The sequence below is a fragment of the Clostridioides sp. ES-S-0005-03 genome (assembly GCF_020658455.1).
GTDB lineage: Bacteria > Bacillota > Clostridia > Peptostreptococcales > Peptostreptococcaceae > Clostridioides.
In genome coordinates this window covers 1,542,510-1,564,658 of sequence record NZ_JACVWI010000001.1, presented here as the reverse complement: position 1 = coordinate 1,564,658, position 22,149 = coordinate 1,542,510, and the positions used below count along the sequence as shown (strand labels likewise).

The 22,149-nt window shown below is 28.8% G+C and carries 17 protein-coding genes and 1 riboswitch; of the genes, 15 read left to right on the top strand and 2 right to left on the bottom strand.

The genetic code is table 11. From position 1 onward, the window contains the following. Positions 1-66: 66 nt before the first annotated feature. From IC218_RS07220 to IC218_RS07200, 5 genes are all read left to right on the top strand, one after another. Positions 67-342 carry a hypothetical protein gene (locus tag IC218_RS07220; protein WP_227432694.1) on the top strand — a complete coding sequence of 92 codons (276 nt, stop codon included), beginning with the start codon at positions 67-69 and terminating at the stop codon, positions 340-342. Positions 343-367: 25 nt separating this feature from the next. Continuing rightward, positions 368-1,675: an acetyl-CoA hydrolase/transferase family protein gene (locus IC218_RS07215; RefSeq protein ID WP_227432695.1), complete on the top strand. Its 1,308-nt coding sequence runs from the start codon at positions 368-370 to the stop codon at positions 1,673-1,675. 19 nt (positions 1,676-1,694) lie between these two features. Continuing rightward, positions 1,695-2,813: a 4-hydroxybutyrate dehydrogenase gene (locus IC218_RS07210; RefSeq protein WP_227432696.1), complete on the top strand. Its 1,119-nt coding sequence runs from the start codon at positions 1,695-1,697 to the stop codon at positions 2,811-2,813. Positions 2,814-3,096: 283 nt separating this feature from the next. After that, the gene (locus tag IC218_RS07205; RefSeq protein WP_227432697.1) at positions 3,097-4,014 is read left to right on the top strand and encodes a 5-bromo-4-chloroindolyl phosphate hydrolysis family protein; all 918 of its coding nucleotides are present in this window, start codon (positions 3,097-3,099) and stop codon (positions 4,012-4,014) included. A gap of 118 nt (positions 4,015-4,132) precedes the next feature. Next, complete coding sequence (locus tag IC218_RS07200; protein WP_227482794.1) at positions 4,133-5,290, top strand: toxic anion resistance protein; 1,158 nt, start codon at positions 4,133-4,135, stop codon at positions 5,288-5,290. Between the two features lie 77 nt (positions 5,291-5,367). Here IC218_RS07200 and IC218_RS07195 read toward each other — a convergent pair whose 3' ends face one another. Then, on the bottom strand, positions 5,368-6,867 hold the full coding sequence (locus tag IC218_RS07195) for an IMP dehydrogenase (RefSeq protein ID WP_227432699.1): 1,500 nt from the start codon (positions 6,865-6,867) through the stop codon (positions 5,368-5,370). Between the two features lie 539 nt (positions 6,868-7,406). On the opposite strand from IC218_RS07195, the gene IC218_RS07190 reads away from it, so the two are divergent. From IC218_RS07190 to IC218_RS07160, 7 genes are all read left to right on the top strand, one after another. Further along, entirely contained in the window at positions 7,407-8,828 is a 1,422-nt protein-coding gene (locus tag IC218_RS07190) for a PTS mannitol transporter subunit IICB (protein ID WP_227432700.1), read from the top strand. A gap of 26 nt (positions 8,829-8,854) precedes the next feature. After that, a complete protein-coding gene (locus IC218_RS07185; RefSeq protein WP_227432701.1) occupies positions 8,855-10,993 on the top strand; it encodes a BglG family transcription antiterminator in 2,139 nt (712 codons plus the stop codon). A gap of 31 nt (positions 10,994-11,024) precedes the next feature. Further along, positions 11,025-11,447 carry a PTS sugar transporter subunit IIA gene (locus IC218_RS07180; RefSeq protein WP_227432702.1) on the top strand — a complete coding sequence of 141 codons (423 nt, stop codon included), beginning with the start codon at positions 11,025-11,027 and terminating at the stop codon, positions 11,445-11,447. 18 nt (positions 11,448-11,465) lie between these two features. Then, positions 11,466-12,617, top strand: coding sequence for a mannitol-1-phosphate 5-dehydrogenase (locus IC218_RS07175; protein ID WP_227432703.1), 1,152 nt, complete (start codon positions 11,466-11,468; stop codon positions 12,615-12,617). 106 nt (positions 12,618-12,723) lie between these two features. Further along, positions 12,724-12,825: riboswitch (purine riboswitch) on the top strand. Positions 12,826-13,012: 187 nt separating this feature from the next. Further along, positions 13,013-13,585, top strand: a complete 573-nt coding sequence (locus IC218_RS07170) for a xanthine phosphoribosyltransferase (RefSeq protein WP_227432704.1) — start codon at positions 13,013-13,015, stop codon at positions 13,583-13,585. A gap of 57 nt (positions 13,586-13,642) precedes the next feature. Then, positions 13,643-14,293 (top strand): fructose-6-phosphate aldolase, encoded by a 651-nt coding sequence (gene fsa / locus IC218_RS07165; protein ID WP_227432705.1) that lies wholly within the window; start codon positions 13,643-13,645, stop codon positions 14,291-14,293. A 136-nt stretch (positions 14,294-14,429) separates the two neighbouring features. Continuing rightward, a complete protein-coding gene (locus tag IC218_RS07160) occupies positions 14,430-17,354 on the top strand; it encodes a sigma 54-interacting transcriptional regulator (RefSeq protein WP_227432706.1) in 2,925 nt (974 codons plus the stop codon). A 615-nt stretch (positions 17,355-17,969) separates the two neighbouring features. Here IC218_RS07160 and IC218_RS07155 read toward each other — a convergent pair. Continuing rightward, positions 17,970-19,448 (bottom strand): arylsulfotransferase family protein, encoded by a 1,479-nt coding sequence (locus IC218_RS07155; protein ID WP_227824130.1) that lies wholly within the window; start codon positions 19,446-19,448, stop codon positions 17,970-17,972. 487 nt (positions 19,449-19,935) lie between these two features. Between IC218_RS07155 and IC218_RS07150 the strand changes: the two genes are divergently transcribed. The 3 genes from IC218_RS07150 (at position 19,936) to IC218_RS07140 (ending at position 22,069) form a co-directional block, all read left to right on the top strand. Next, positions 19,936-20,394, top strand: coding sequence for a PTS sugar transporter subunit IIA (locus IC218_RS07150; RefSeq protein ID WP_227824129.1), 459 nt, complete (start codon positions 19,936-19,938; stop codon positions 20,392-20,394). A gap of 67 nt (positions 20,395-20,461) precedes the next feature. After that, positions 20,462-20,737, top strand: a complete 276-nt coding sequence (locus tag IC218_RS07145) for a PTS sugar transporter subunit IIB (protein ID WP_021385190.1) — start codon at positions 20,462-20,464, stop codon at positions 20,735-20,737. A 57-nt stretch (positions 20,738-20,794) separates the two neighbouring features. Continuing rightward, positions 20,795-22,069, top strand: coding sequence for a PTS galactitol transporter subunit IIC (locus IC218_RS07140; protein WP_227482790.1), 1,275 nt, complete (start codon positions 20,795-20,797; stop codon positions 22,067-22,069). Positions 22,070-22,149: the final 80 nt, after the last annotated feature.

The window sequence follows — 22,149 nt, the reverse complement described above, 5'->3', positions numbered from 1 at the left end:
GTATAAGAATGATTATAAAGTAGTAGTTTGAGTTATAAAAAGAGCTTTTAGAAGGAGAATTTACACATGACCTGTGGAGTTAGATTTTGTGGGGGCTGTAACCCTAGATACGAAAGAGGGAAGGCTCTAGCAATAATCAAAGAGCACTTCAATGGTAGAGTAGATTTTAGCGTAGCAGAAGAAGATGTAGAATATGATTTATTACTTATAATTGGAGGATGCACAACTTTATGTGCATCCTACCAACAATATAAAGTTAAGAAATCATATATTAAAATTTGGGATTTTAGTCATATAGAAAGAGCTATAAATATAATAGAATCAGCGATTTGTGAGGCTTAAATAAGAGTTAGATGGGGTGATTTCATTGAATTGGCGAGAATTGTATCAAAGTAAGTTATGTACTGCTATAGAGGCTGTAAAGCATATTAAAGATGGGGATACAGTAGTATTTGCACATTGTGTAGGTGAGCCTCCTGCACTAGTAGAGGCAATGATTGAAAATGCAAAACAGTATAAAAATGTTGAGATTAAGCATATGGTAAGTCTAGGCAGTGGTGGATATACTGGTGAGGGAATGGAAACTCACTTTAGAGTAAATCCAATGTTTGTAAGTGGAAATGTAAGAAAGGCAATTGAAAATGGAGATGGAGATTTTACTCCTGCATTCTTTCATGAAGTACCAAAATTAATTAGAGAGAAAAGATTAAAATGTGATGTTGTTTTAGCTCAGGTAACTCCACCAGATGAACATGGGTATTGTAGCCTAGGAACATCAGTTGATTATACTTATGAAGCTATTAAAACTGCTAAAACAGTAATTGTTCAAGTAAATGACCAATTTCCTAGAACTTATGGTGAAGTAGTTCATGTATCAGAGTTTGATTATATAGTTGAAAAGTCACAACCTTTATATGAACTGCAACCTGCTAAGATTGGAGAAGTAGAAGAAGCAATAGGTAAAAACTGTGCTTCTCTAATTGAAGATGGTTCTACTTTACAGCTTGGAATTGGTGGAATTCCAGATGCAGTTATGCTATTTTTAACAGATAAAAAAGATTTAGGAATTCATTCAGAAATGATTTCAGATGGAACCCTAGCTCTCTATGAAAAAGGTGTTATAAATGGTAAATATAAAAATTTTGATAAAGAAAAAATGACAGTTACATTTTTAATGGGAACTAAAAAATTATATGATTTTGCTAATAATAACCCAGTAGTTGAAGTGAAACCTGTAGACTATGTAAATCATCCAGCAGTTATAATGAAACAACATAAAATGGTGTCTATAAATTCTGCTATACAAGTTGATTTGATGGGACAGGTAGTTGCAGAGGCAATGGGTCTTAGACAATTTAGTGGAGTTGGAGGTCAAGTTGACTTCATACGTGGAGTATCTATGGGAGAAGATGGAAAGGCAATTATAGCAATGCCTTCAATAACTACAAAAAAAGATGGGACAGTAATTTCAAAAATTGTCTCTATTGTGGATGAAGGTGCTCCTATAACAACATCTAGAAATGATATTGACTATGTTGTAACTGAGTATGGTATAGCAGAACTAAAAGGGAAATCTCTTAGAGAAAGGGCAAGAAATTTAATCAATATTGCTCATCCAAGTGTAAGAGAAAATCTAGCATTAGAGTTTGAAAAACGATTTAAGGAGAAATATTAATAGTAGAGGGGTGTTAAGTATGGAAGCACTTAGAGTAGTTCCAAAAATATTTTATTTTGATACATTTAAAGAATTCAATGAAGAATTTAAAATAGGAAAAAATGATTTAGTAATTACAAATGAATTTATATATGAACCATATATGAAGCCTCTTGGAATAGATACCAATCTAATTTTCCAAGAAAAATTTGGAACAGGTGAACCATCTGATGAAATGATAGATTCTATGACAAAAGAAATGAAGAAATACAATTTCGATAGAATTATCGCTTTTGGAGGAGGTACAATAGTTGATATATGCAAGATATTAGCACTTGATGTTCCAGAGAAGTCTATTGACTTATTTGAAGGAGAAGTAGCACCTAAAAAAGTAAAAGAATTGGTGGTAGTTCCTACAACATGTGGTACAGGAAGTGAAGTAACAAATGTAGCCATTGCAGAGTTAAAATCTAAGCATACTAAAAAGGGTCTTGCAGTAGAAGAAACTTATGCAGATTATGCAGTATTAATTCCAGAGTCAGTAAAAGGATTGCCTTATAAATTTTTTGTAACAAGTTCAGTGGACGCTCTTATACATGCTATTGAGTCTTATCTATCTCCAAAAGCAAGTCCATTTACAGAAATATATTCTTTACAGGCTATAAAAATGATTATGGATGGATATAAAAAGATTGTGGATAAAGGAGAAGAAGAGAGATTCAATCATCTTAAGGACTTTGTACTTGCATCAAACTATGCAGGAATTGCTTTTGGAAATGCTGGTTGTGCAGCAGTGCATGCTTTATCTTATTCGATAGGTGCAGCTTTCCATGTTGCACATGGGGAAGCAAATTATCAGTTCTTTACTGAAGTATTTAAGATGTACTCTAGAAAAAATCCTAATGGAAAGATTACGCAATGTACAAAAATTTTAGCAGATGCTCTTGAATGTGACTCTAATTGTGACGTTTATGGAGAATTAGAGAAATTCTTAAACAAATTAATAACTAAGAAAGCTCTAAGAGAGTATGGAATGGTAGAAAGTCAGATAGATGAATTTACTGATAGTACGATAGCCAATCAACAGAGATTACTTGCCAATAATTATGTAGAACTTAGTAGAGAAGAAATAAGAGAGATATTTGCAAATCTTTATTAATATAATTTTTTATTTGGATTAAGTATAGATGAGATAAATAATGATAATTATATAAATATAAAAAATGAGAGGGCTTAAATTTACTTAAAATTAAGTTCTCTTATTTTTGTATAGCATTAAATGTAAGTACATTTTTAGTTAGAAAATGTACTTACATTTAAGTCTATTACTTTATTTGAAATAATTTGTAGAATTTCAAATTCCTTGACAGTAATAAGTAAGTAATTGTATAATCAAACTGAAATATAATAATAATATTAGTAAAAATGAAAGGATATAAATCATGTATAAACCAGAGAATTTTTCTAAAAAATCTGTATTAATAAATTCGTTTTTAAGTAAGTTTTTGAAGATCGTTGGATGGGGTCTAGTAGGCTTATTTACACTATCAGCCTTAGTATTGTCAACTATTTCAATTATAATTGGATGGGCAGTTATACTTCCTATTCAAGTATGTGCTTTATTCTTAATAATAGGTGGAGTTTGTATTTTTAAAGGTAAAAGATTAGGAGACCAAATTTCTCGTTATAAAAAATACTGTACAATCATAAGTAATAAAAATATTATTCCAGTAGAACTTATTGCAGAAAGTACATCTAAATCACTAAAATTTATAATAAAAGATGTGCAAAAGATGATAGATAAAAATTACTTTATAAATACTTATATTGATAAAAGAAATAATCAAATTGTATTGACAAATGAAGATGGAGTTCCACCAACATATGAAGATGTAGTATATGAAGTTGAAGAAGATGAAGTTGAGAATAGCAATGAAGCTGATATGATTATTAAAAAGGGAATGGACTATTTGAGACAAATAAAAGAGGCTAATGAAAATATTAAATCAGAATCAATGTGCAAGAAAATTATACAAGTAGAAGATGTTACAAGTAAAATATTTGATGTTGTAAAACATGACCCATCAAAACTTATTCAGATACAAAAATTTATGGATTATTATATTCCAACTACTTTAAAGCTTTTAAATTCATATCATATATTGGAAGAACAAGGAATAGACAGAGAAAATATAACAACAACTATGGAAAGCATTGAAAGTACAATGAGTACAATTGTAGTGGCTTTTGAAAACCAACTGGATTCTCTATTTGAGGATGAAGCTATTGACATATCTACAGATATTACTGTTTTAGAAAATATGTTAGTTCAAGAGGGATTAACAGGTGGAAAGTTTTAACTGTAATATAAAAAATATTCTGTTATTTTTGAACAGTTAAGTAGTTATGAAGGATAAAAATATGTAAGATATAAGTATATAATTAGTACTTTATGAAGGAAGAGGAGAGAACTATAGAATGAATAATTTAGATGATATACCAGTTATGCCAACACTAACACTTGACCCATTTGGTGAAGAAACAAAAACAAATGATATAAATAATTCTGACCTATTAATGAAAAAGAATGAAAAAGACCCAGAAGAAGAAAAATTATCAGAAGCTGAGCGTAAAATGGTAAAAGAGTTTGCAGAAAAAATAGATATTACAAATACAAATATGATTTTGCAATATGGAGCTGGGGCTCAAAAAAAGGTAGCGGGATTTTCGGAAACCGCTTTAAAGAGTGTTAAAACTAGAGATTTAGGCGAAGTTGGTGATATGCTTACAAATCTAGTTACTGATTTAAAATCATTCTCAGCTGACGAAAAAGAACAAGGTGGTTTTTTAGGAATTTTTAAAAAGGCAAATAATAAAATTTCAAATTTAAAAACTAAGTATGATAGCGCAGAAGTAAATGTAGACAAAGTAAGTAAAGAACTTCAAAAGCATCAAGTTAAAATATTGAAAGATATAGCAATGCTTGATAAAATGTATGAATTAAACTTAGCTTATTCAAAAGAGCTTACAATGTATATTATAGCAGGGAAACAAAAGCTAAAAGATATGAAAGAACTTGAGATGCCAAAATTAAGAGAAAGAGCAAGTTTGTCTGGTTCAACAGAAGATGCTCAATCTGTAAACGATATGGTTTCACTTTGTGACAGATTTGAAAAGAAGATTCATGACTTAGAATTAACTAGAATGGTATCACTTCAAATGGCTCCACAGATAAGATTGGTTCAAAATAGCAATAATCTAATGGCAGAAAAAATTCAATCTACTATAGTAAATACTATTCCATTGTGGAAAAATCAAATAGTACTTGCTCTTGGAATATCTCATTTGAATCAAGCTATGAAAGCACAGCGTGAAGTTAGTAATATGACAAATGAACTTCTACTAAAGAATGCAGAGACATTGAAAATGGGAACAATAGAAACAGCCAAAGAATCAGAAAGAGGAATTGTAGATATAGATACAATTAAGAAAACTAATCAATCTTTAATATCAACTATTGATGAAGTAGTTAAGATACAAAATGATGGTAGAATAAAGAGACAGGAAGCAGAAGTTGAATTATCAAAAATAGAAAATGAACTTAAAAGTAAGCTTCTTGAATTTACAGTTAAATAATAACTCATAAATAATAGCTTATATTAAAATAAAAAGTGTAGTTGATTGATTTACAATTAACTACACTTTTGTTTATATTATAAGTTTCTGTTATCTTTTAGCATAACATCATGAGCTCCACCTTCAACGATACTAGTAGAAGATACAAGTGTTAGCTTAGCATTTTTTTGAAGTTCAGGAATACTAAGAGCACCACAGTTGCACATAGTAGAACGAACCTTACTTAGAGAAAGTGTCACATTGTCTTTTAAAGAACCAGCATAAGGAACATAAGAGTCAACACCTTCTTCAAAAGAAAGTTTCTTATCTCCACCAAGGTCATATCTTTGCCAGTTTCTAGCACGTGCAGAACCTTCTCCCCAATACTCTTTCATGTAACTACCATTTATATTAACCTTATTAGTTGGACTCTCATCAAAACGAGAGAAATATCTACCAAGCATTATAAAATCAGCACCCATAGCTAAGGCTAAAGTTATATGATGGTCATAAACAATACCACCATCAGAACAAATTGGAATGTAAATACCTGTTTTTTCAAAGTATTCATCTCTAGCTTGAGCAACTTCAATTATAGAAGTAGCTTGTCCACGTCCTATACCTTTTTGTTCACGAGTGATACATATAGAACCACCACCAATACCAACTTTAACGAAGTCAGCACCAGCTTCAGCAAGGTAAAGGAATCCTTCACGGTCAACTACATTCCCAGCTCCAACCTTAACCGTATCACCGTATTTTTCACGAATAAAATCAAGAGTTATTTTTTGCCACTCAGAAAAACCTTCTGAAGAGTCTATACATAAAACATCAGCACCAGCTTCAACTAAAGCAGGAACACGCTCAGCAAAGTCTCTAGTATTGATACCAGCTCCAACTACATATCTTTTAGAAGAATCTAAAAGTTCAAGTGGATTTTCTTTATGAGAAGAGTAATCTTTACGGAATACCATATATACAAGATTACCATTGTCATCAAGTACAGGAAGAGAATTAAGCTTATGGTCCCATATAATATTGTTTGCTTCTTTTAAAGTAACATCTTTGTTAGCATAAACTATGGACGACATAGGAGTCATAAACTCACTAACTTTAGTGTCTAAGTCCATACGACTTATACGATAATCACGACTTGCAACAATACCTAATAATTTACCAGTTGAAGTACCATCTTCAGTAACTGCAACCGTAGAATGACCAGTTCTCTCTTTTAGTTCAAGTATGTCTTTTAATGTATTGTCAGGTTTAATATTTGAATCACTCACAACAAATCCAGCTTTATGAGATTTAACACGTGCTACCATAGCAGCTTCACTTTCAATAGATTGAGAACCATATATAAATGAGATGCCACCTTCTTTAGCAAGTGCAATAGCCATCTTGTCATCAGAAACAGATTGCATAATAGCAGAAGTTAAAGGTATATTCATATGAATATCTGCTTCCTCGCCCTTTTTAAATTTAGTAACAGGTGTTTTTAAACTTACATTAGCAGGTATACAGTCAGTAGAAGAGAAACCTGGTACAAGTAGGTATTCACTGAAAGTATGTGATGGTGTATCAAAATAAAACGCCATTTTTTAATCACTCCTTATATTTTTATACTTTATTATAATTGATAGTATTAATTATAACTTATTCTTTAATTTTATTAAAGTATTTTGTCAGATATTGAGATTTTTGAAAAATTTAAACTATTTTAACTGAATCTGTTTAATATATGTTGCTTTATACAATCAAACTGTATATTAAATAATGTTTTATTTAAGGTGGTAGCTAATTTGAAGTTAATTCTTATTATATAAGATCTTACATTATGTCTATATACTCCTGTTGTTAATATTGTGTATATAGTATTTTTTATTGAAAGTATAAGTCAATTAAATCTATATTAGTATGTCCAAAAGTGTCCCTAAAAAATTTATTTCATTAAATTCTTAATTTAAAATACTACATAAATAAAATTAAACAAAAACTAAAGTGACAAATGTCATTATCTTAAGTGACATAGAAACGATTTCTTAAAGTTGTTACTATAAAATATAAACTCTATAATAAAAGTATAACAAAAGGGAATCATATCGATATAGAATATAATTCAAATGGAGGTAAAATTATGAGCAGTTCTAATCAATCGACAATAAAGACATCTATACAGCGAGTAGGAAAGTTTTTAAGTGGGATGGTAATGCCAAATATAGGAGCTTTTATAGCATGGGGTCTTATAACAGCATTATTTATACCAACAGGGTGGATGCCAAATGAAAAATTAAGCACTATAGGCGATCCGATGATAAAATATCTTTTACCACTATTGATAGCATATACTGGTGGTAAAGCTATAGCAGGGCAAAGAGGCGGAGTAATAGGTGCAGCAGCAGCGATGGGAGTAATCGTTGGAGCTGATATACCAATGTTTATTGGAGCAATGATAATGGGACCATTTGCAGGATGGGTAATCAAGAAGTTTGATAAACTTGTAGATGGTAAAATACCAACAGGATTTGAGATGTTAGTAAATAACTTTTCAATAGGTATAATAGGTATGCTTCTTGCAATATTAGGTTTTTATGCAATTGGACCAGCTATAGTAGCAGGTACAGCTCTTATAGAATCAGGAGTGCAATTTATAGTTAGCAAAAGTTTATTACCTTTAGTTTCGGTATTTATAGAGCCTGGAAAGGTACTGTTCTTAAACAATGCAATAAATCATGGTATATTAGGTCCTATAGGTATAGCTGAAGCAAAAGAAGCAGGTAAATCTATAATGTTCTTATTAGAAAGTAACCCTGGACCAGGTTTAGGTGTTCTATTAGCATATTGGATGTTTAGTAGAGGAAGTGTAAAACAATCAGCACCAGGAGCAGTAATAATACATTTCCTTGGTGGTATCCATGAAATTTACTTCCCATATATATTAATGAATCCAGTTTTAATATTAGCTACAATGGCAGGTGGAGCAGCAGGAATATTAACTTTTTCAATATTAGGAGCTGGACTTGTAGCAGCACCATCACCAGGAAGTATATTTGCACTTATGGCACTAGCACCAAAAGGAGGATTACTTCCAGTATTAGCAGGGGTTGCAGTTGCGACAGTTGTATCATTCTTAGTGGCAGCACCATTTGTTAAGAGAGCTTCAGCAAACCAAAGTGAAGAAGATGGTACTTTAGAAGAAGCTAAAGCAAAGATGAGTGATATGAAATCTGCAAGCAAAAGTTCAGAACAAAAAGTTAAAGAAAAGCAACTTGAATTAAATGAAATTAAGAAGATTGTATTTGCATGTGATGCAGGAATGGGTTCTAGTGCAATGGGAGCTTCTAGATTTAAAAATAGAATAAAAAACTTGAATTTAGATATAGAAATTACAAATTCATCTGTTGATAATCTTCCAGATGATACACAAATAGTAGTAACTCACAACACATTAGTTGAAAGAGTTGCCAAAAACAATTCAAATGTTGAGATAGTATCAATAAATAACTTTTTAAATGACCCCAATTTAGATATACTGTTTAAAAGATTAGAATCTAAATAAAAAATAAAAAGTACCACTGATTAGGAGTGGATAATTTGAAAAAAAAGAAGATTACATCTAGACAAAAAAAGATAATACTCATGATAGTAGAAAATTCTAAAAAAAATATTCCAATAACTGTTTCTGAAATTGCAGGAGAGTTAGAGTTAAGTTCAAGAACTGTACTTAGAGATATGTCAGGAATTGAAAAATGGTTTGATGAAAATGATTTTAATTTTGTAAAAAAACCAGGTGTAGGTTTGATTTTAGAAGAGAATACAGAAAATCAAAATTTTATAATTGAGTTGTTAGAAGAGGAAAAAATAGAAAAAGAATATAACAAAGAAGAAAGAAACTTAATTATATTATCAAAGCTACTAGTTTCTAATGAGCCAGTAAAATCTTACTACTTTGCAAAAATATTAAAGGTATCTGAAGGAGTACTAAATAATGATTTTGCACTAGCAAGTGAATGGTTAGAAAGATTTGATATTGAGCTTATTAGAAAACCAGGGCTTGGTGTGTATCTCAAAGGTCAGGAAAAAAACTTTAGAGAAGCATATGTAAACCTTATATATGACTCATTTAATGAAAAAGAAATATTGGATATGGTCAGAAATATAAGTGAGAATATACAAACTGATAAAGCAATAGAGATTTTAAGTGAAAATAGACTTTTAAATTTAATGGACAAGTGCATAATAAGAAAAGTTGAAAGTACATTAACAAAGAAGCTTTCAGAGTTAGATGTAAATTTAGCTGATAGTGCATATATAGGGCTTGTAGTTCATATTTCATTAGCTTTACAGAGGATAAAAAATGGTGAAAATATAACTATGGAGAAAGATTTTCTAAAGGAATTATCTTTAACCGAAGAGTTTAAATTAGCTCAGGAAATCGTAAAAGGTATGGCAGTTGATTTTAGTATGGATATACCATTAGATGAAGTTGGATATATAACTATGCACATTAGAGGTGCAAAGCAAAGGTCATCTTCAAGTCATAAAGAGTTAAACTTAGATGACATAGAAGTAATGGACATTACAAATAAAATGATAGATTTGGCAGAAGATGAATTTAAGATAAGTCTTAAAAATGATGAAAGATTATTTAAAGACCTAGCAAACCATCTGGGACCTTCCATAAACAGATTGAATATGGGACTAGAAATAAGAAATCCCCTTTTAGATGAAATAAAAACTAAGTATTCATATGCTTATAATGGAGTCGAAAAGGTTTCTAAAGTCATAAAAGATAAGCTAAATATAAATTCAATACCTGAATCTGAAATAGGATATATTGCAATGCATTTTGCATCAGCCATAGAAAAAAATCTAATGATGCATGCTAATATAAATATTGTTGTAGCATGTCCTACTGGAATAGGAACTTCAAGGTTTTTATCGACTAAAATTGAAAATAAATTTCCAAATCTAAATATACTTGAAACTATTTCAGCTATAAACATAGATGAGGAATATTTAAAAGAAAAAGAAGTCGATTTAATTGTATCTACAGTAGAATTAAATACAAACTTAGATTATATATGTGTAGGGCCATTTATGAGTTCAGATGATGAGCTGATAATCAAAGAAAAAATAAAGTCTATAGCTCAAAATAAATTAATGGATTTAAAAGTAAAAGATGATACTAAAAATAAAAATAAAGTATATGAACAGATAACAGAAAGTATGAACATAGGAAGAGATATTCTTCAGTTTTTAGATGAAATTCAATTTAAAAAATTTAAAAGTAAAAACTTAGATGAACTTATTATGGATTCATCAAAAATATTTGTAAAATCTAGTGAAGATGTAATATCTATAAAAGAATCCTTAGAAGAAAGATTAAAAATATCAATTCCATATATAGAAGAATCAAGGATTTTATTATTACATTGTATGAGTGAAAGAATAGATATTATGAAGTTAGCAATAATAAGATTAGAAAATAACATAAAGCTAAATTCTAAGGAAGAAATTGAGAATGTGGTTTTTATGTTACTTCCTAAAGATTCACCAAATTATCAAAGACAAATAATGAGTGAAGTAAGTGGCTCATTAATAGATAATTTTGTTTTTACTAATAAAATAAACAAATTTTCTATACAAGAGATGACATTAGAAATAAAAGATATAGTTTTTAATTTTTATACAAATAAATTAAAAACATTAATAGATAAATAAAATTTACATTAAAAAAAGGAAGGTTGATATTATGAGTAAAGTATTAAATGAGAATAATATATTTTTAGGATTAGATAGTGTTTCAAAGGAAGAAGCTATAACTTTAGCAGGAAGAAAACTATTTGAAAATGGATATGTAAAAGAAGAATATATACCAGCAATGTTGGAAAGAGAAAAGGTAATGACTACATACATGGGCATGGGTGTTGCTATTCCACATGGTGTAAATGAAGCGAAAAAAGAAATATTATCTTCTGGAATAGTTATACTACAATTCCCTAATGGTATAGATTTTGATGGAGAAAAGGCATATTTATTAATAGGAATAGCTGGTGTTGGAGATGAGCATTTAGAGATACTATCTAATATAGCAATAGTTTTAGATGATGATTTAACAGAGAGACTAAAAAATTCAAATGACAAACAAGCTTTTATGGAAGCTTTTGCCAACTAATCTTAGGAGGAACTTAAAATGAAAAAGGCAATCCAATTTGGAGCAGGAAATATTGGAAGAGGATTTATTGGAGGTTTGTTAGTTAAGTCAGGTTATCATGTTGTATTTGCTGATGTTAATGAAGAAATATTAAATTCAATAAATAAAGATAAAAAATATACTATACACATAAGAGATGTAGAATGTGTAGATGAGATAATTGACAATATAAGTGCAGTTTCATCTATAAAAGAAGAAATAATAGATGAGATTGTAGAAGCTGAAATAATAACTACAGCAGTTGGCCCTTTGGTTTTAACTAAAATAGCCCCTACAATTGCTAGAGGTATAAAAACTAGAAAAGAAAAAGGATTAACAAATAATTTAAATATAATAGCTTGTGAAAATGCAATATATGCAAGTTCTTCTTTAAAAGAGGAAATACTTAAGTGTCTAAATAAAGAAGAAGAAGACTATTTAGAGAACTATATTGGTTTCCCTAATTGTTCAGTTGACAGAATAGTTCCTCCTGGTAAAAATGAGAATCCTCTTGATGTAACTGTTGAAAATTTTTATGAGTGGAATGTTGAAAAGCAAGGATTTAAAGGAGAAATACCTAATATAGTTGGAATGAATTTAGCTGATAACCTTATGGCCTATATAGAACGTAAGTTATTTACACTAAATACAGGCCATGCTATAACTGCTTATATAGGGTACTTAAAGGGATACAAAACAATAGAAGAAAGTATAAATGATGAATATATTTGTAATATAGTGAAAAATGCAATGACAGAAAGTGGAGAAGGATTAATTAAAAAATATAATTTTGATTCAGAAGCACATTATAAATATATTGATAAGATTTTAAATAGATTTAAAAATCCATATCTTAATGATGATGTAGTCAGAGTTGGAAGAGAGCCACTTAGAAAATTAAGCGATAAGGATAGATTGATTAAACCTCTAATGACTGCAAAATCATATGGCTTAACAGTTGATAACTTAATTCTTGGAATAGGTGCAGCACTTCATTATAACAATAGTGAAGATGCTCAAAGTGTAGAATTACAAGAACTAATAAAGTCTAATGGAGTAAAAAAAGCTATTGCTAAAATAGCTAATATAAACAAGGATGAAGTACTTCTAGATAATATAGAAAAAAGTTATATCTTTATGGAAAATCTATAAGTTTACTTAAAATGGTTGAATTTTGTCAAGTAACTAGTGAATGTTTTATTCTACACAGTTTGAATTATTTGTTGAATAATAGAGAATTATAATATATAATTAAAAAGAATAAATTAATATGTTTACCTGTATACTTTTGATAATATGGTTCAAATGTTTCTACTAAGCTACCAATAATAGCTTAACTACAGGAGTGAAGATGATATAGTTTATACTTATTTTAAATTATATATTAAGTTGGTTACTTTGAATTTTAAGCTCCTGTCTATGATATAGACAGGAGCTTTTTTAGTATTCTAAGATAAAATACAAGCAATGCAGAGAGTAAAATTAAAGAGAATATAATTTTTTTTATTAAGATTAATATAATTTAGAAAGGTTTAGGTGGGAGTACAATGAAGGCTTTAGAGGAAAAGATATTAAGAGAAGGTAGTGTTTCAGGAAATGATATACTAAAAGTCGATAGTTTTTTAAATCATCAAATTGATGTAGCTTTTTTAAATGAAATAGGAAAAGAATTTAAAGAGAGATTTAGTGGAGAAAAGGTAGATAAAATATTTACAATAGAGGCTTCAGGAATAGCTATAGCATCAATTGTTTCACAATACTTTGACAATGCACCTGTAGTTTTTGCGAAAAAATCAGAATCTAAAAACTTAGATACTGATGTGTATGAAACTAATGTATATTCATTTACTAAGGCAAAAGAATATGCAGTAAAAGTTTCTAAAAAGTATATAAACGAAGGTGAAAACATATTGGTAGTAGATGATTTTTTAGCTAATGGAAGGGCCGCTCTTGGTCTTAAAGATTTAATTGAACAAGCAAATGCAAACTTAGTTGGAGTAGGTATTGTTATTGAAAAAGGATTCCAAGCTGGAGGAGCACTTTTAAAGGCCAATGATGTAAGATTAGAATCTTTAGCAGTAGTTGAATCTATAGATAATGGAACTGTAAAATTTAGATAATTTATGATATTATATACTTGTGTTTAGCACATATTCTAATTATGGAGGATTTTTTAAATGAGATTTTTTATAGACACAGCTAATATTGAAGAAATAAAGGAAGCAAATGATTTAGGTGTAATATGTGGAGTTACTACAAATCCATCTCTAATAGCTAAAGAAGGTAGAGATTTTATAGAAGTAGTTAAAGAAATCAGTGAGATAGTAGATGGACCAATAAGTGCAGAAGTAATAAGTTTAGAGCACAAGGGTATGATAGAAGAAGCAGAAAAATTATCTAAGATACATAAAAATATAGTTATAAAAATACCTATGACAGCAGAAGGTTTAAAGGCAGTAAAAGTATTATCTAGTAAAGGTATAAAAACTAATGTTACACTTATATTCTCTGCTGGGCAAGCTCTTTTAGCTGCTAGAGCTGGAGCTACATATGTAAGTCCTTTTGTTGGAAGATTAGACGATATATCACAAAATGGTCTTGATTTAATTGAAGAAATTGTTGACATCTTCAGTGTAAATAGTATTGAGTCTCAAATAATAGTTGCTAGTGTTAGAAATCCAATACATGTTTTACAAGCTGCTAGAATGGGAGCTGATATAGCAACAGTTCCTCTTAAAGTTATAAACCAAATGATTAAGCATCCTTTGACAGACAAAGGAATAGATAGCTTTATGAAGGATTGGGAAGGTGCTTCTTTAAAATTATAATCATATAGTTATGGTTATAATTTTAATAGAAGTTCTTATGGAAATTCTAAGTAATAAGGCTAGGCTATTTTGCCTAGTCTTATTTTGGTGTATAATATATTGAAATAAACTAAAATTTAAAGTAAGGAGGCGAAATATGGATAAAATATTAAGAGAGATACAAAGAGAAGACAAGAAAAATCCATACACTGACCAAGAACTTGCTGAAATATTAAATGTAGCTAGGTCTGAAGTAATAGCGGTTAGAAAAAAGAATAATATTTTAGATTCAAGAGAAAGAAGAAAACAAATATTAATAAAGGATATATCTAAGATTGTAAATGAGAATCCTCAAATGTCTGAAAGAAAAATAACTGAAATTTTAACCGAAAATGGCTATAATATATCAAGAAGTGCAGTATCAAAATTACTAAAAGAAGAAAACTTAAGTCAATCGAAAGCTGAAATAAAAGATAAAGAACTAGTATCATCTGGAAAACATGTAAAAGTTAGTAAAGCTGTAGAAGAAGATGGGTTTGAAGAATTAATAGGTATAAAAGGCAGTTTGAAAGAAAAAGTAAACCTAGCTAAATCAGCAATAATGTATCCTCCTAATGGTCTTCATACTATAATATATGGAGAAACAGGTGTAGGTAAGAGTGAGTTAGCTACATGTATGTACAAATATGCTGTGAAAAATAATATCAAAGAAGAAAATAGTCCATTCATAGTATTTAACTGTGCAGATTATGCAGAAAATCCTAATCTATTGATAGCTCAGCTATTTGGAGTAGTAAAAGGTGCATACACAGGTGCAGATGCAAATAGAGAGGGTCTTGTAGAGCAAGCCAATAATGGAATTTTGTTTTTGGATGAAATTCATAGATTACCTGCTGCTGGTCAAGAAATATTATTTTCTTTAATAGATAGAGGTGAATTTAGGAGGTTAGGAGAGAGTAGTTCTAATAGAAAGGCAAATGTTCTCATAATAAGTGCTACAACAGAAAATCCAGATTCTAATTTACTTCAAACATTTAGAAGACGTATACCAATGGTAATAAACTTACCAAATATGAGTGAAAGACCAAAATCTGAAAGATATGAAATAATAATAAAATTCTTTGAAAGAGAAGCAAAAAGAGTAAATAAAAACTTTATAATAACTAAAGAAGTGATGTGTGCACTTATGAATTATAAATGTACTGGGAATATAGGACAGTTAAAGAGTGATATACAAGTAACTTGTGCTAGAGCTTTTAGTAAGGCAATATTTTCTAGTGACAAGGTAATTATAGATTTAGATAGCTTGAGAGATTATATAAAAAGTGGATATTATGATTGTAATTGTGAAGATGAAAAGTATTCTGAGTTTTCAGTTGAAGATATATATATAGATATTAGTGAATTAGTAAGTGGGAAAAATAGAATTTTGTCTGATAATGAGATAAGTGAAATATACAATTATGCAGAAAAAGAATTAAAAGTTCTAGAAAGTAAGTGTTTTTCAGAAGAAGAGTTAAAAAATGCATTTATAGAAAAGTTAGACAATAAATTTAATGCTATTAAAAACAATAAAAACTTGTCTGATAGAAGAAGTCGAATAGACTGGGGTGGACAGTTAAAAGAATCCACACTAGAGATAATGGACAAAGTAATTGTATTTATTAAAGAGCAGTTTAAGCATGTAAATCAGGGGCTGTATTTAGCTTTAGCAATTCATATTGAGCATGCTATAGATAGAATAAGAGATGGAAAAACTATAATAAATCCAAGTTTGGATAAGATAAAAGCATCAATGCCAATGGAATATGAATTATCCAGATATGTAATGGGAATAGTGGAAGATTTAACACAAGTTACATTCCCAGAGGATGAACTTGGATATTTAGCATATTATATAAATAAATTTTGTTACAATGAAGAAAGTATAAAAGATAAAGTAAAAGTAGTTATAGTTACGCATGGTAAAGTTGGAATTGAAATGTCTAATGTTGTAAATCACATTCTTGGTATAGAATGTACACTGGGTATAGAAATAGCACTTACAGATTCACCAGCAGAGGGAATAGAACATGTATTGGATGAACTTAAAAAGATAGAAGCACAGAAAGGAATTTTGGTTCTAATTGATATGGGTTCTCTAGTAATCCTTGGTGATGAGGTTGAAAAAAGACTTGGTATTAGATGTAAGACTGTAAACAGGGTGGATACATTATTAGCAATGGAAGCAGGAAAATTGGCGACAATTGAAGGAAAAAGTTTAGATGGTATAATAGCAGATTTAAAGAAAAATAAAAATTATGCTATGGTAAATACGAATAAATTTAGTTATAGAAAAAATGAATATGGAAAGAAAAATGTAATTATTACATTATGTTTAAGTGGGGTAGGTACAGCTTTAAACTTAAAGGAACATATAGAAAAGCAAATTGAGGAATATGATGCTTCAATTGAAGTAAAGCCAATTGCTTTTTTAAATAATAATTTAGAAGATGAATTAAATGACATTGAAGCTGAATATAATATTATTGCTATTTGTGGCACAATTGATATAGATTATAAAAATGTACCTTTTATTTCTTATAATGAGGTACTTGGAAAAAATGGAATTAACAAGGTATTAGAACATTTAAATAATAAACAACCATCTTTGAGTAGCGATAATCAATTGGATAATTTAATACATGAAGATTTGATTTTATATGATTTTGAAGGAATCTCAAAGGAGTATATAATCGACACTCTTGTATCAAAGCTTGAAGAAGGTGGGTATGTAGACTCAAAATATATATTAAGTGTGTATAAAAGGGAAGCTATGGGAAGTGTTGTAATGGCTTCAAAAGTTGCTGTACCACATGGGCTTCCAGAAAATGTTATAAAACCAGCAATAGCTATAGCAAGATTAAATAAGCCTATAGTGTGGGATAATAAATTTATGGTAGATTTAGTGGTTTTATTAGCACTTAAAGAGAATAATAAAAAAGAAATACGAAGCTTATTTTCAAAGATTAATGACCAGCATACTTTGGAAATTTTATTAAATACTGAAGATAAAAATGAAATAAAAAAGATATTAAGTTAATTTTAAACATGAAAAATAATATAAAAAATTAAATAGAAAAATTTATTTTAGCACAAGTTTTAAGGTAAGTTTAATTGATAGATAGTTAATTGTTTAATATAAGGTTAATACCATAAGATTTATTTATTTAATTTTATAGTGTTAGCCTTTTTATTTGTAGATAGCAAACATACAAAATAATAATAATTAGTGATTTTATTTTTTATAGACTTGTTATAAATTATTAAAAAGCAAATATATTGCTAAAATACAGGGCTTTTTTTATATTAATTTATGAAATTTTAGAATCATAAAGATTTGTATATGCAGATACTAAGAAAGAGCAGTAATAAAAGATGGAATATGTATTATAATAATTTATACATATACCAAATAAATAGAAATATCTAGTAGAATATAAGAAATTAAAAACAGTAGTCAGGAAAATATCAAATATGTTGGTGTTATAGTGATTTTCTAATATCAAAGCAGGTGTTATAGAAACATAAAAGTTGACACCTGCTTTTTATATTAAAATTAAGGAAAATAATAACCCTGCAAGTAAAAATAATAGATTTATTTTCCTTGCAAGATTTGTATTAATTAAAATTGATATTTTATTTTAAGGTAAGTTTTTTATTGAATTTTATAGCATCTATACATACTTTCACCACTCTTAAAGGAGAATCTGAAATAAACTTTATCATTAGAGAAATCTTTTTCTATAGCTACTAAATCTTGCTTTTCTCCAGCCTTTCCACCAGTTCCAACTAAGAATACATCTTTTTCACTATCTATTTCTTGAACTGAACCCATATATTTGTAATAGTCATTTATGTCATATGAGCGATATTCAGTAACTTTTTTATTTTCTTCATCCAATTTTATTTTAATAACTCTTGTAGATTTATTTTTTACACCATTATCATATAAGGTTATATATCCATCATCTGTAATTCTAGCATTATGCTGTCTTGAGAACTTTTGATTATCTGTTAAATTGAACTCATCACCCAATCCTCCTAGGGTCCAAATAATTTCTCCTGTTTTTCTATCTAATTTAATAACTTCATCTAAATTTCTAAATGAGCAGATTAGATTTCCGTCCTTGGGGTCAATAGTCATAGAATTAAAATGTACATAGTCTAAAGATGTATCACTTTTTTCGCTAAAATTATTTTGTTCAACACTTTCTTTATATAGTTTTTCATGGTCAATACTTTCCCACTGCCATACAACTTTACCATCTTTTATTTCTTGTAGTACACTATTTACCACATAAGGTGAATTTCCTTTATTCAAGTTTGAAGGAATGTTTGTTGCCTTAGATTTTTGATAACTAGAAACAATATAGTGATTATCATTTATGTATATAAAGTCATGGTTTTCTAACTCAGTACCAGATTCTATGTTTTTATTTTTTTCCATAGTAATTTTATTTATTTCATTATAATTTTCATCTAATATAACAAGATATGTTGGTGAGTATCCAACAGAACTTATTCGTTTTGTTGAGTCTTTATCTTGAAGTAAATATCCATATCTAACTTTACCATCATCTGTAGTGATTTTTTTAAAATCAAAAGGATTTGATTCGACTTCCTTGTAAAAAACTATATTTCCTTTGTTATTTAATTTAAATACAAAATTATATTCTTCATTGTGTGTAGTAAGATAATAATCACCATCATAAGGGCTATTTGCAGTAACAGTATACTTTGGAAAATCTTTTGAAAGAGAATTTATGTAATAATTTCTATATGAATTCTCACCACTATACATTACAGATATTTTTATTTTAGAAGAGCTACTGATTTCTTTCAATTTAAAAGTTGATTTATCATTTACATTAATTTCTTTATCATCTATTTTGACACTGTTTACACTTTTAGAGTTTTTTATTGTTATACTATTTTGATTTGTTGAATTAAGTTGCTTTACGTTTTGACTATTAAAAATTCCCTCTTTAGATAGTGTTACATCATAACCATTTACAGTTATAGTAAGTGTTTTTTTCGACTTACTTTGAGATGCAAAGACTTGCTTTGCGAAAACACCAGAAACAAATAAAATACTACATAAAAATACTATCTTTAATAAATTTTTTCTTTTCATTCTTATCTCCTTTTCATATTAAGTTTTATATATTTTCATATTGATTTTATTATATAAATAAAAACATACTATGAATTTAATTATGCGTAACGTGAATTTTGATAGACAATTATATGAAAATTCATTCACACTGAAATAATTAAACAATAAATACGAAAATTAATGTTGTTTAGATTGAATAATTTTATAAAATAGCTAAGAAACAGAAAAAACCACCCATAAAAAATAAAAAAACCATTTCTATAACAAAAAAAACCACGAAAATATAAAAATATATGGATAGTTAAGTGCTTAACAAGTGAAAATTAAAATAAAAATTAAAAAAAATTTATCTATGAAAGTCGGCTAAAATCCTGCGATTGAACATTATTTCAAGGAAAACATTTTCTTTTATTTCACAAAAAAAGCCACTTTTTGGCACGGCATATGCTTTATATAAAGACAAGAAAAACAAGATATGAGATAAGAGCAATTAGGAGGTGCAAATATGGAGTTTATAAATTTTGTAAGTGATAAAGTTATAAACCTTAAAATGGATTGTAAAACAAAAGAAGATTTCTTTAAGGAAATACATAATAAAGTTTTTGAATTAGGCTTTGTAAAAGAAGAATTTGGAGAAAAAATACTAGGGAGAGAAAATGTATTTCCAACAGGTTTAAACTTAGGTGATTATGGAGTAGCTATACCACATACAGATGCAGAATATATTAAAGAACAATTTATAGCAGTCTGTACTTTTAATGAACCAGTAGTATTTAGTTCTATGGAAGACCAAGATGAAAAAGTACCTGTAAATTTAGCTTTCGTTTTGGGGCTTAATCAACCACACAGTCAATTGTCTGTATTAACAGAATTGATGGGGATTATGCAAAATAAAGAATTAGTTGAGAAGCTAATGGATTCTACTGACAAAGAAGAAGTTTTAAAGACAATAAAGTCTTTATAAAAAATAAAAGAATAAAAGATACTAACAATAAAAATAAGAAAATAAAAATTATTAGGAGGAAATAAAAATGAAAAAAATATTAGTAGCATGTGGAGCAGGAATAGCAACATCAACAGTAGTTTGTGATAAGGTAGAAAGATTAGTTAAAGAAAATAATATACAAGCAGAAGTTATACAATGCAAAATAGCTGAATGTGCAACAAAGCAAGATGGAGCAGATTTAATAGTATCAACAACTATATTACCAACAACTTATAATATACCAGCAATAAAAGCAACAGCATATATAACTGGAGTTAATACAGCAGCATTAGATAAAAAAATATTAGATGCTTTAAAATAATCCTATCATAAATAAATTGAAATCATATTAAAAAAACAGAAAAAGGAGGATTTATAAATGGATAAATTATTAGCAGTAGTACAGTACATTTTAAACATGGGACCAACAGTAATACTACCAATAACAATTGTAGTCTTAGGAATGATATTTAGAATTAAATTTACAAAAGCTTTAAAATCAGGTCTTACAATTGGTATAGGGTTTGTGGGTATAAACTTAGTTGTAAACCTATTAACTTCAACACTAGGGCCAGCAGCTCAAGGAATGGTTGAGAGATTTGGACTTAATTTAACAGTAATAGATGTTGGTTGGCCAACAACAGCATCAGCAACATGGGCTTCACCAGTTGCACCAATATTAATACCAGTTTGTTTATTAGTAAACTTACTATTATTATACTTCAATAAAACAAAGATATTAAACGTTGATATATGGAATTATTGGCACTTTATAGTAGCAGGTGCAGTTGGATATATAGTAACAGGAAGTTATATCTGGGCTATATTCTGTGCAATATTAATGGAATTATTAGTACTATTTATTGCAGAAAAAACAGCCAAGAATGTTCAGGAGTTTTATGATTTAGAAGGTATAGCATTACCAACTGGTTCAACAGCTTCATTTGCTCCACTTGGATATTTAGTAGGTAAATTTGTTGAAAAAATACCAGGAATAAATAAAATACAAGCAGACCCAGATTCTATACAAAAAAAATTCGGTATATTTGGTGAACCAATGATGATGGGTATTATACTAGGGATAATACTTGGAGCTCTTGCTGGATACGATGTAGCAGGAATATTCAATGTAGGTATATCAATGGGTGCAGTAATGTTACTTATGCCTAGAATGGTTAGAATATTAATGGAAGGTTTAATTCCAATTTCAGAATCAATAAGAGATTTCTTACAAGCAAAATATGGAGATAGAGAACTTTATATAGGCCTAGATGCAGCAGTAGCAACTGGACATCCAGCAGTTATATCAACAGCTCTTATACTTGTTCCTATAACTCTATTCTTAGCAGTTATATTACCAGGAAATAAAGTTTTACCATTTGGTGACTTAGCAACAATACCATTCTATATGGCATTTATAGTATGTTTTAGAAAAGGTAATATAGTTCAATCAGTTATAACAGGAACTATAGTAATAGCTATATCACTTTATATGGCTACAAATTTTGCAGATGTTCATACGCAATTATTACAACAAGCAAATATGATGCCAGAAGGAACAACAATGGTTACAAGTATAGATACAGGTGGTAACTTACTAAAATGGGGAATATTGAAATTATCTCAATTAGTTTCTTCACTTGGAATATTCTAATATTTAGTTAATAGAGATTACTCTTTTTTAGTAAAGTATGCGAAAATTTAACATTTAGCAGCTACTAGAAAAGAGTAATA

Bases quoted from the DNA above. Each gene is read 5' to 3' on its own strand.
- IC218_RS07220 (WP_227432694.1), top strand. From the start codon at position 67: ATGACCTGTGGAGTTAGATTTTGTGGGGGCTGTAACCCTAGATACGAA.
- IC218_RS07210 (WP_227432696.1), top strand. From the start codon at position 1,695: ATGGAAGCACTTAGAGTAGTTCCAAAAATATTTTATTTTGATACATTT.
- IC218_RS07205 (WP_227432697.1), top strand. From the start codon at position 3,097: ATGTATAAACCAGAGAATTTTTCTAAAAAATCTGTATTAATAAATTCG.
- IC218_RS07200 (WP_227482794.1), top strand. From the start codon at position 4,133: ATGAATAATTTAGATGATATACCAGTTATGCCAACACTAACACTTGAC.
- IC218_RS07195 (WP_227432699.1), bottom strand. From the start codon at position 6,867: ATGGCGTTTTATTTTGATACACCATCACATACTTTCAGTGAATACCTA.
- IC218_RS07190 (WP_227432700.1), top strand. From the start codon at position 7,407: ATGAGCAGTTCTAATCAATCGACAATAAAGACATCTATACAGCGAGTA.
- IC218_RS07180 (WP_227432702.1), top strand. From the start codon at position 11,025: ATGAGTAAAGTATTAAATGAGAATAATATATTTTTAGGATTAGATAGT.
- IC218_RS07175 (WP_227432703.1), top strand. From the start codon at position 11,466: ATGAAAAAGGCAATCCAATTTGGAGCAGGAAATATTGGAAGAGGATTT.
- IC218_RS07170 (WP_227432704.1), top strand. From the start codon at position 13,013: ATGAAGGCTTTAGAGGAAAAGATATTAAGAGAAGGTAGTGTTTCAGGA.
- fsa (WP_227432705.1), top strand. From the start codon at position 13,643: ATGAGATTTTTTATAGACACAGCTAATATTGAAGAAATAAAGGAAGCA.
- IC218_RS07160 (WP_227432706.1), top strand. From the start codon at position 14,430: ATGGATAAAATATTAAGAGAGATACAAAGAGAAGACAAGAAAAATCCA.
- IC218_RS07155 (WP_227824130.1), bottom strand. From the start codon at position 19,448: ATGAAAAGAAAAAATTTATTAAAGATAGTATTTTTATGTAGTATTTTA.
- IC218_RS07150 (WP_227824129.1), top strand. From the start codon at position 19,936: ATGGAGTTTATAAATTTTGTAAGTGATAAAGTTATAAACCTTAAAATG.
- IC218_RS07145 (WP_021385190.1), top strand. From the start codon at position 20,462: ATGAAAAAAATATTAGTAGCATGTGGAGCAGGAATAGCAACATCAACA.
- IC218_RS07140 (WP_227482790.1), top strand. From the start codon at position 20,795: ATGGATAAATTATTAGCAGTAGTACAGTACATTTTAAACATGGGACCA.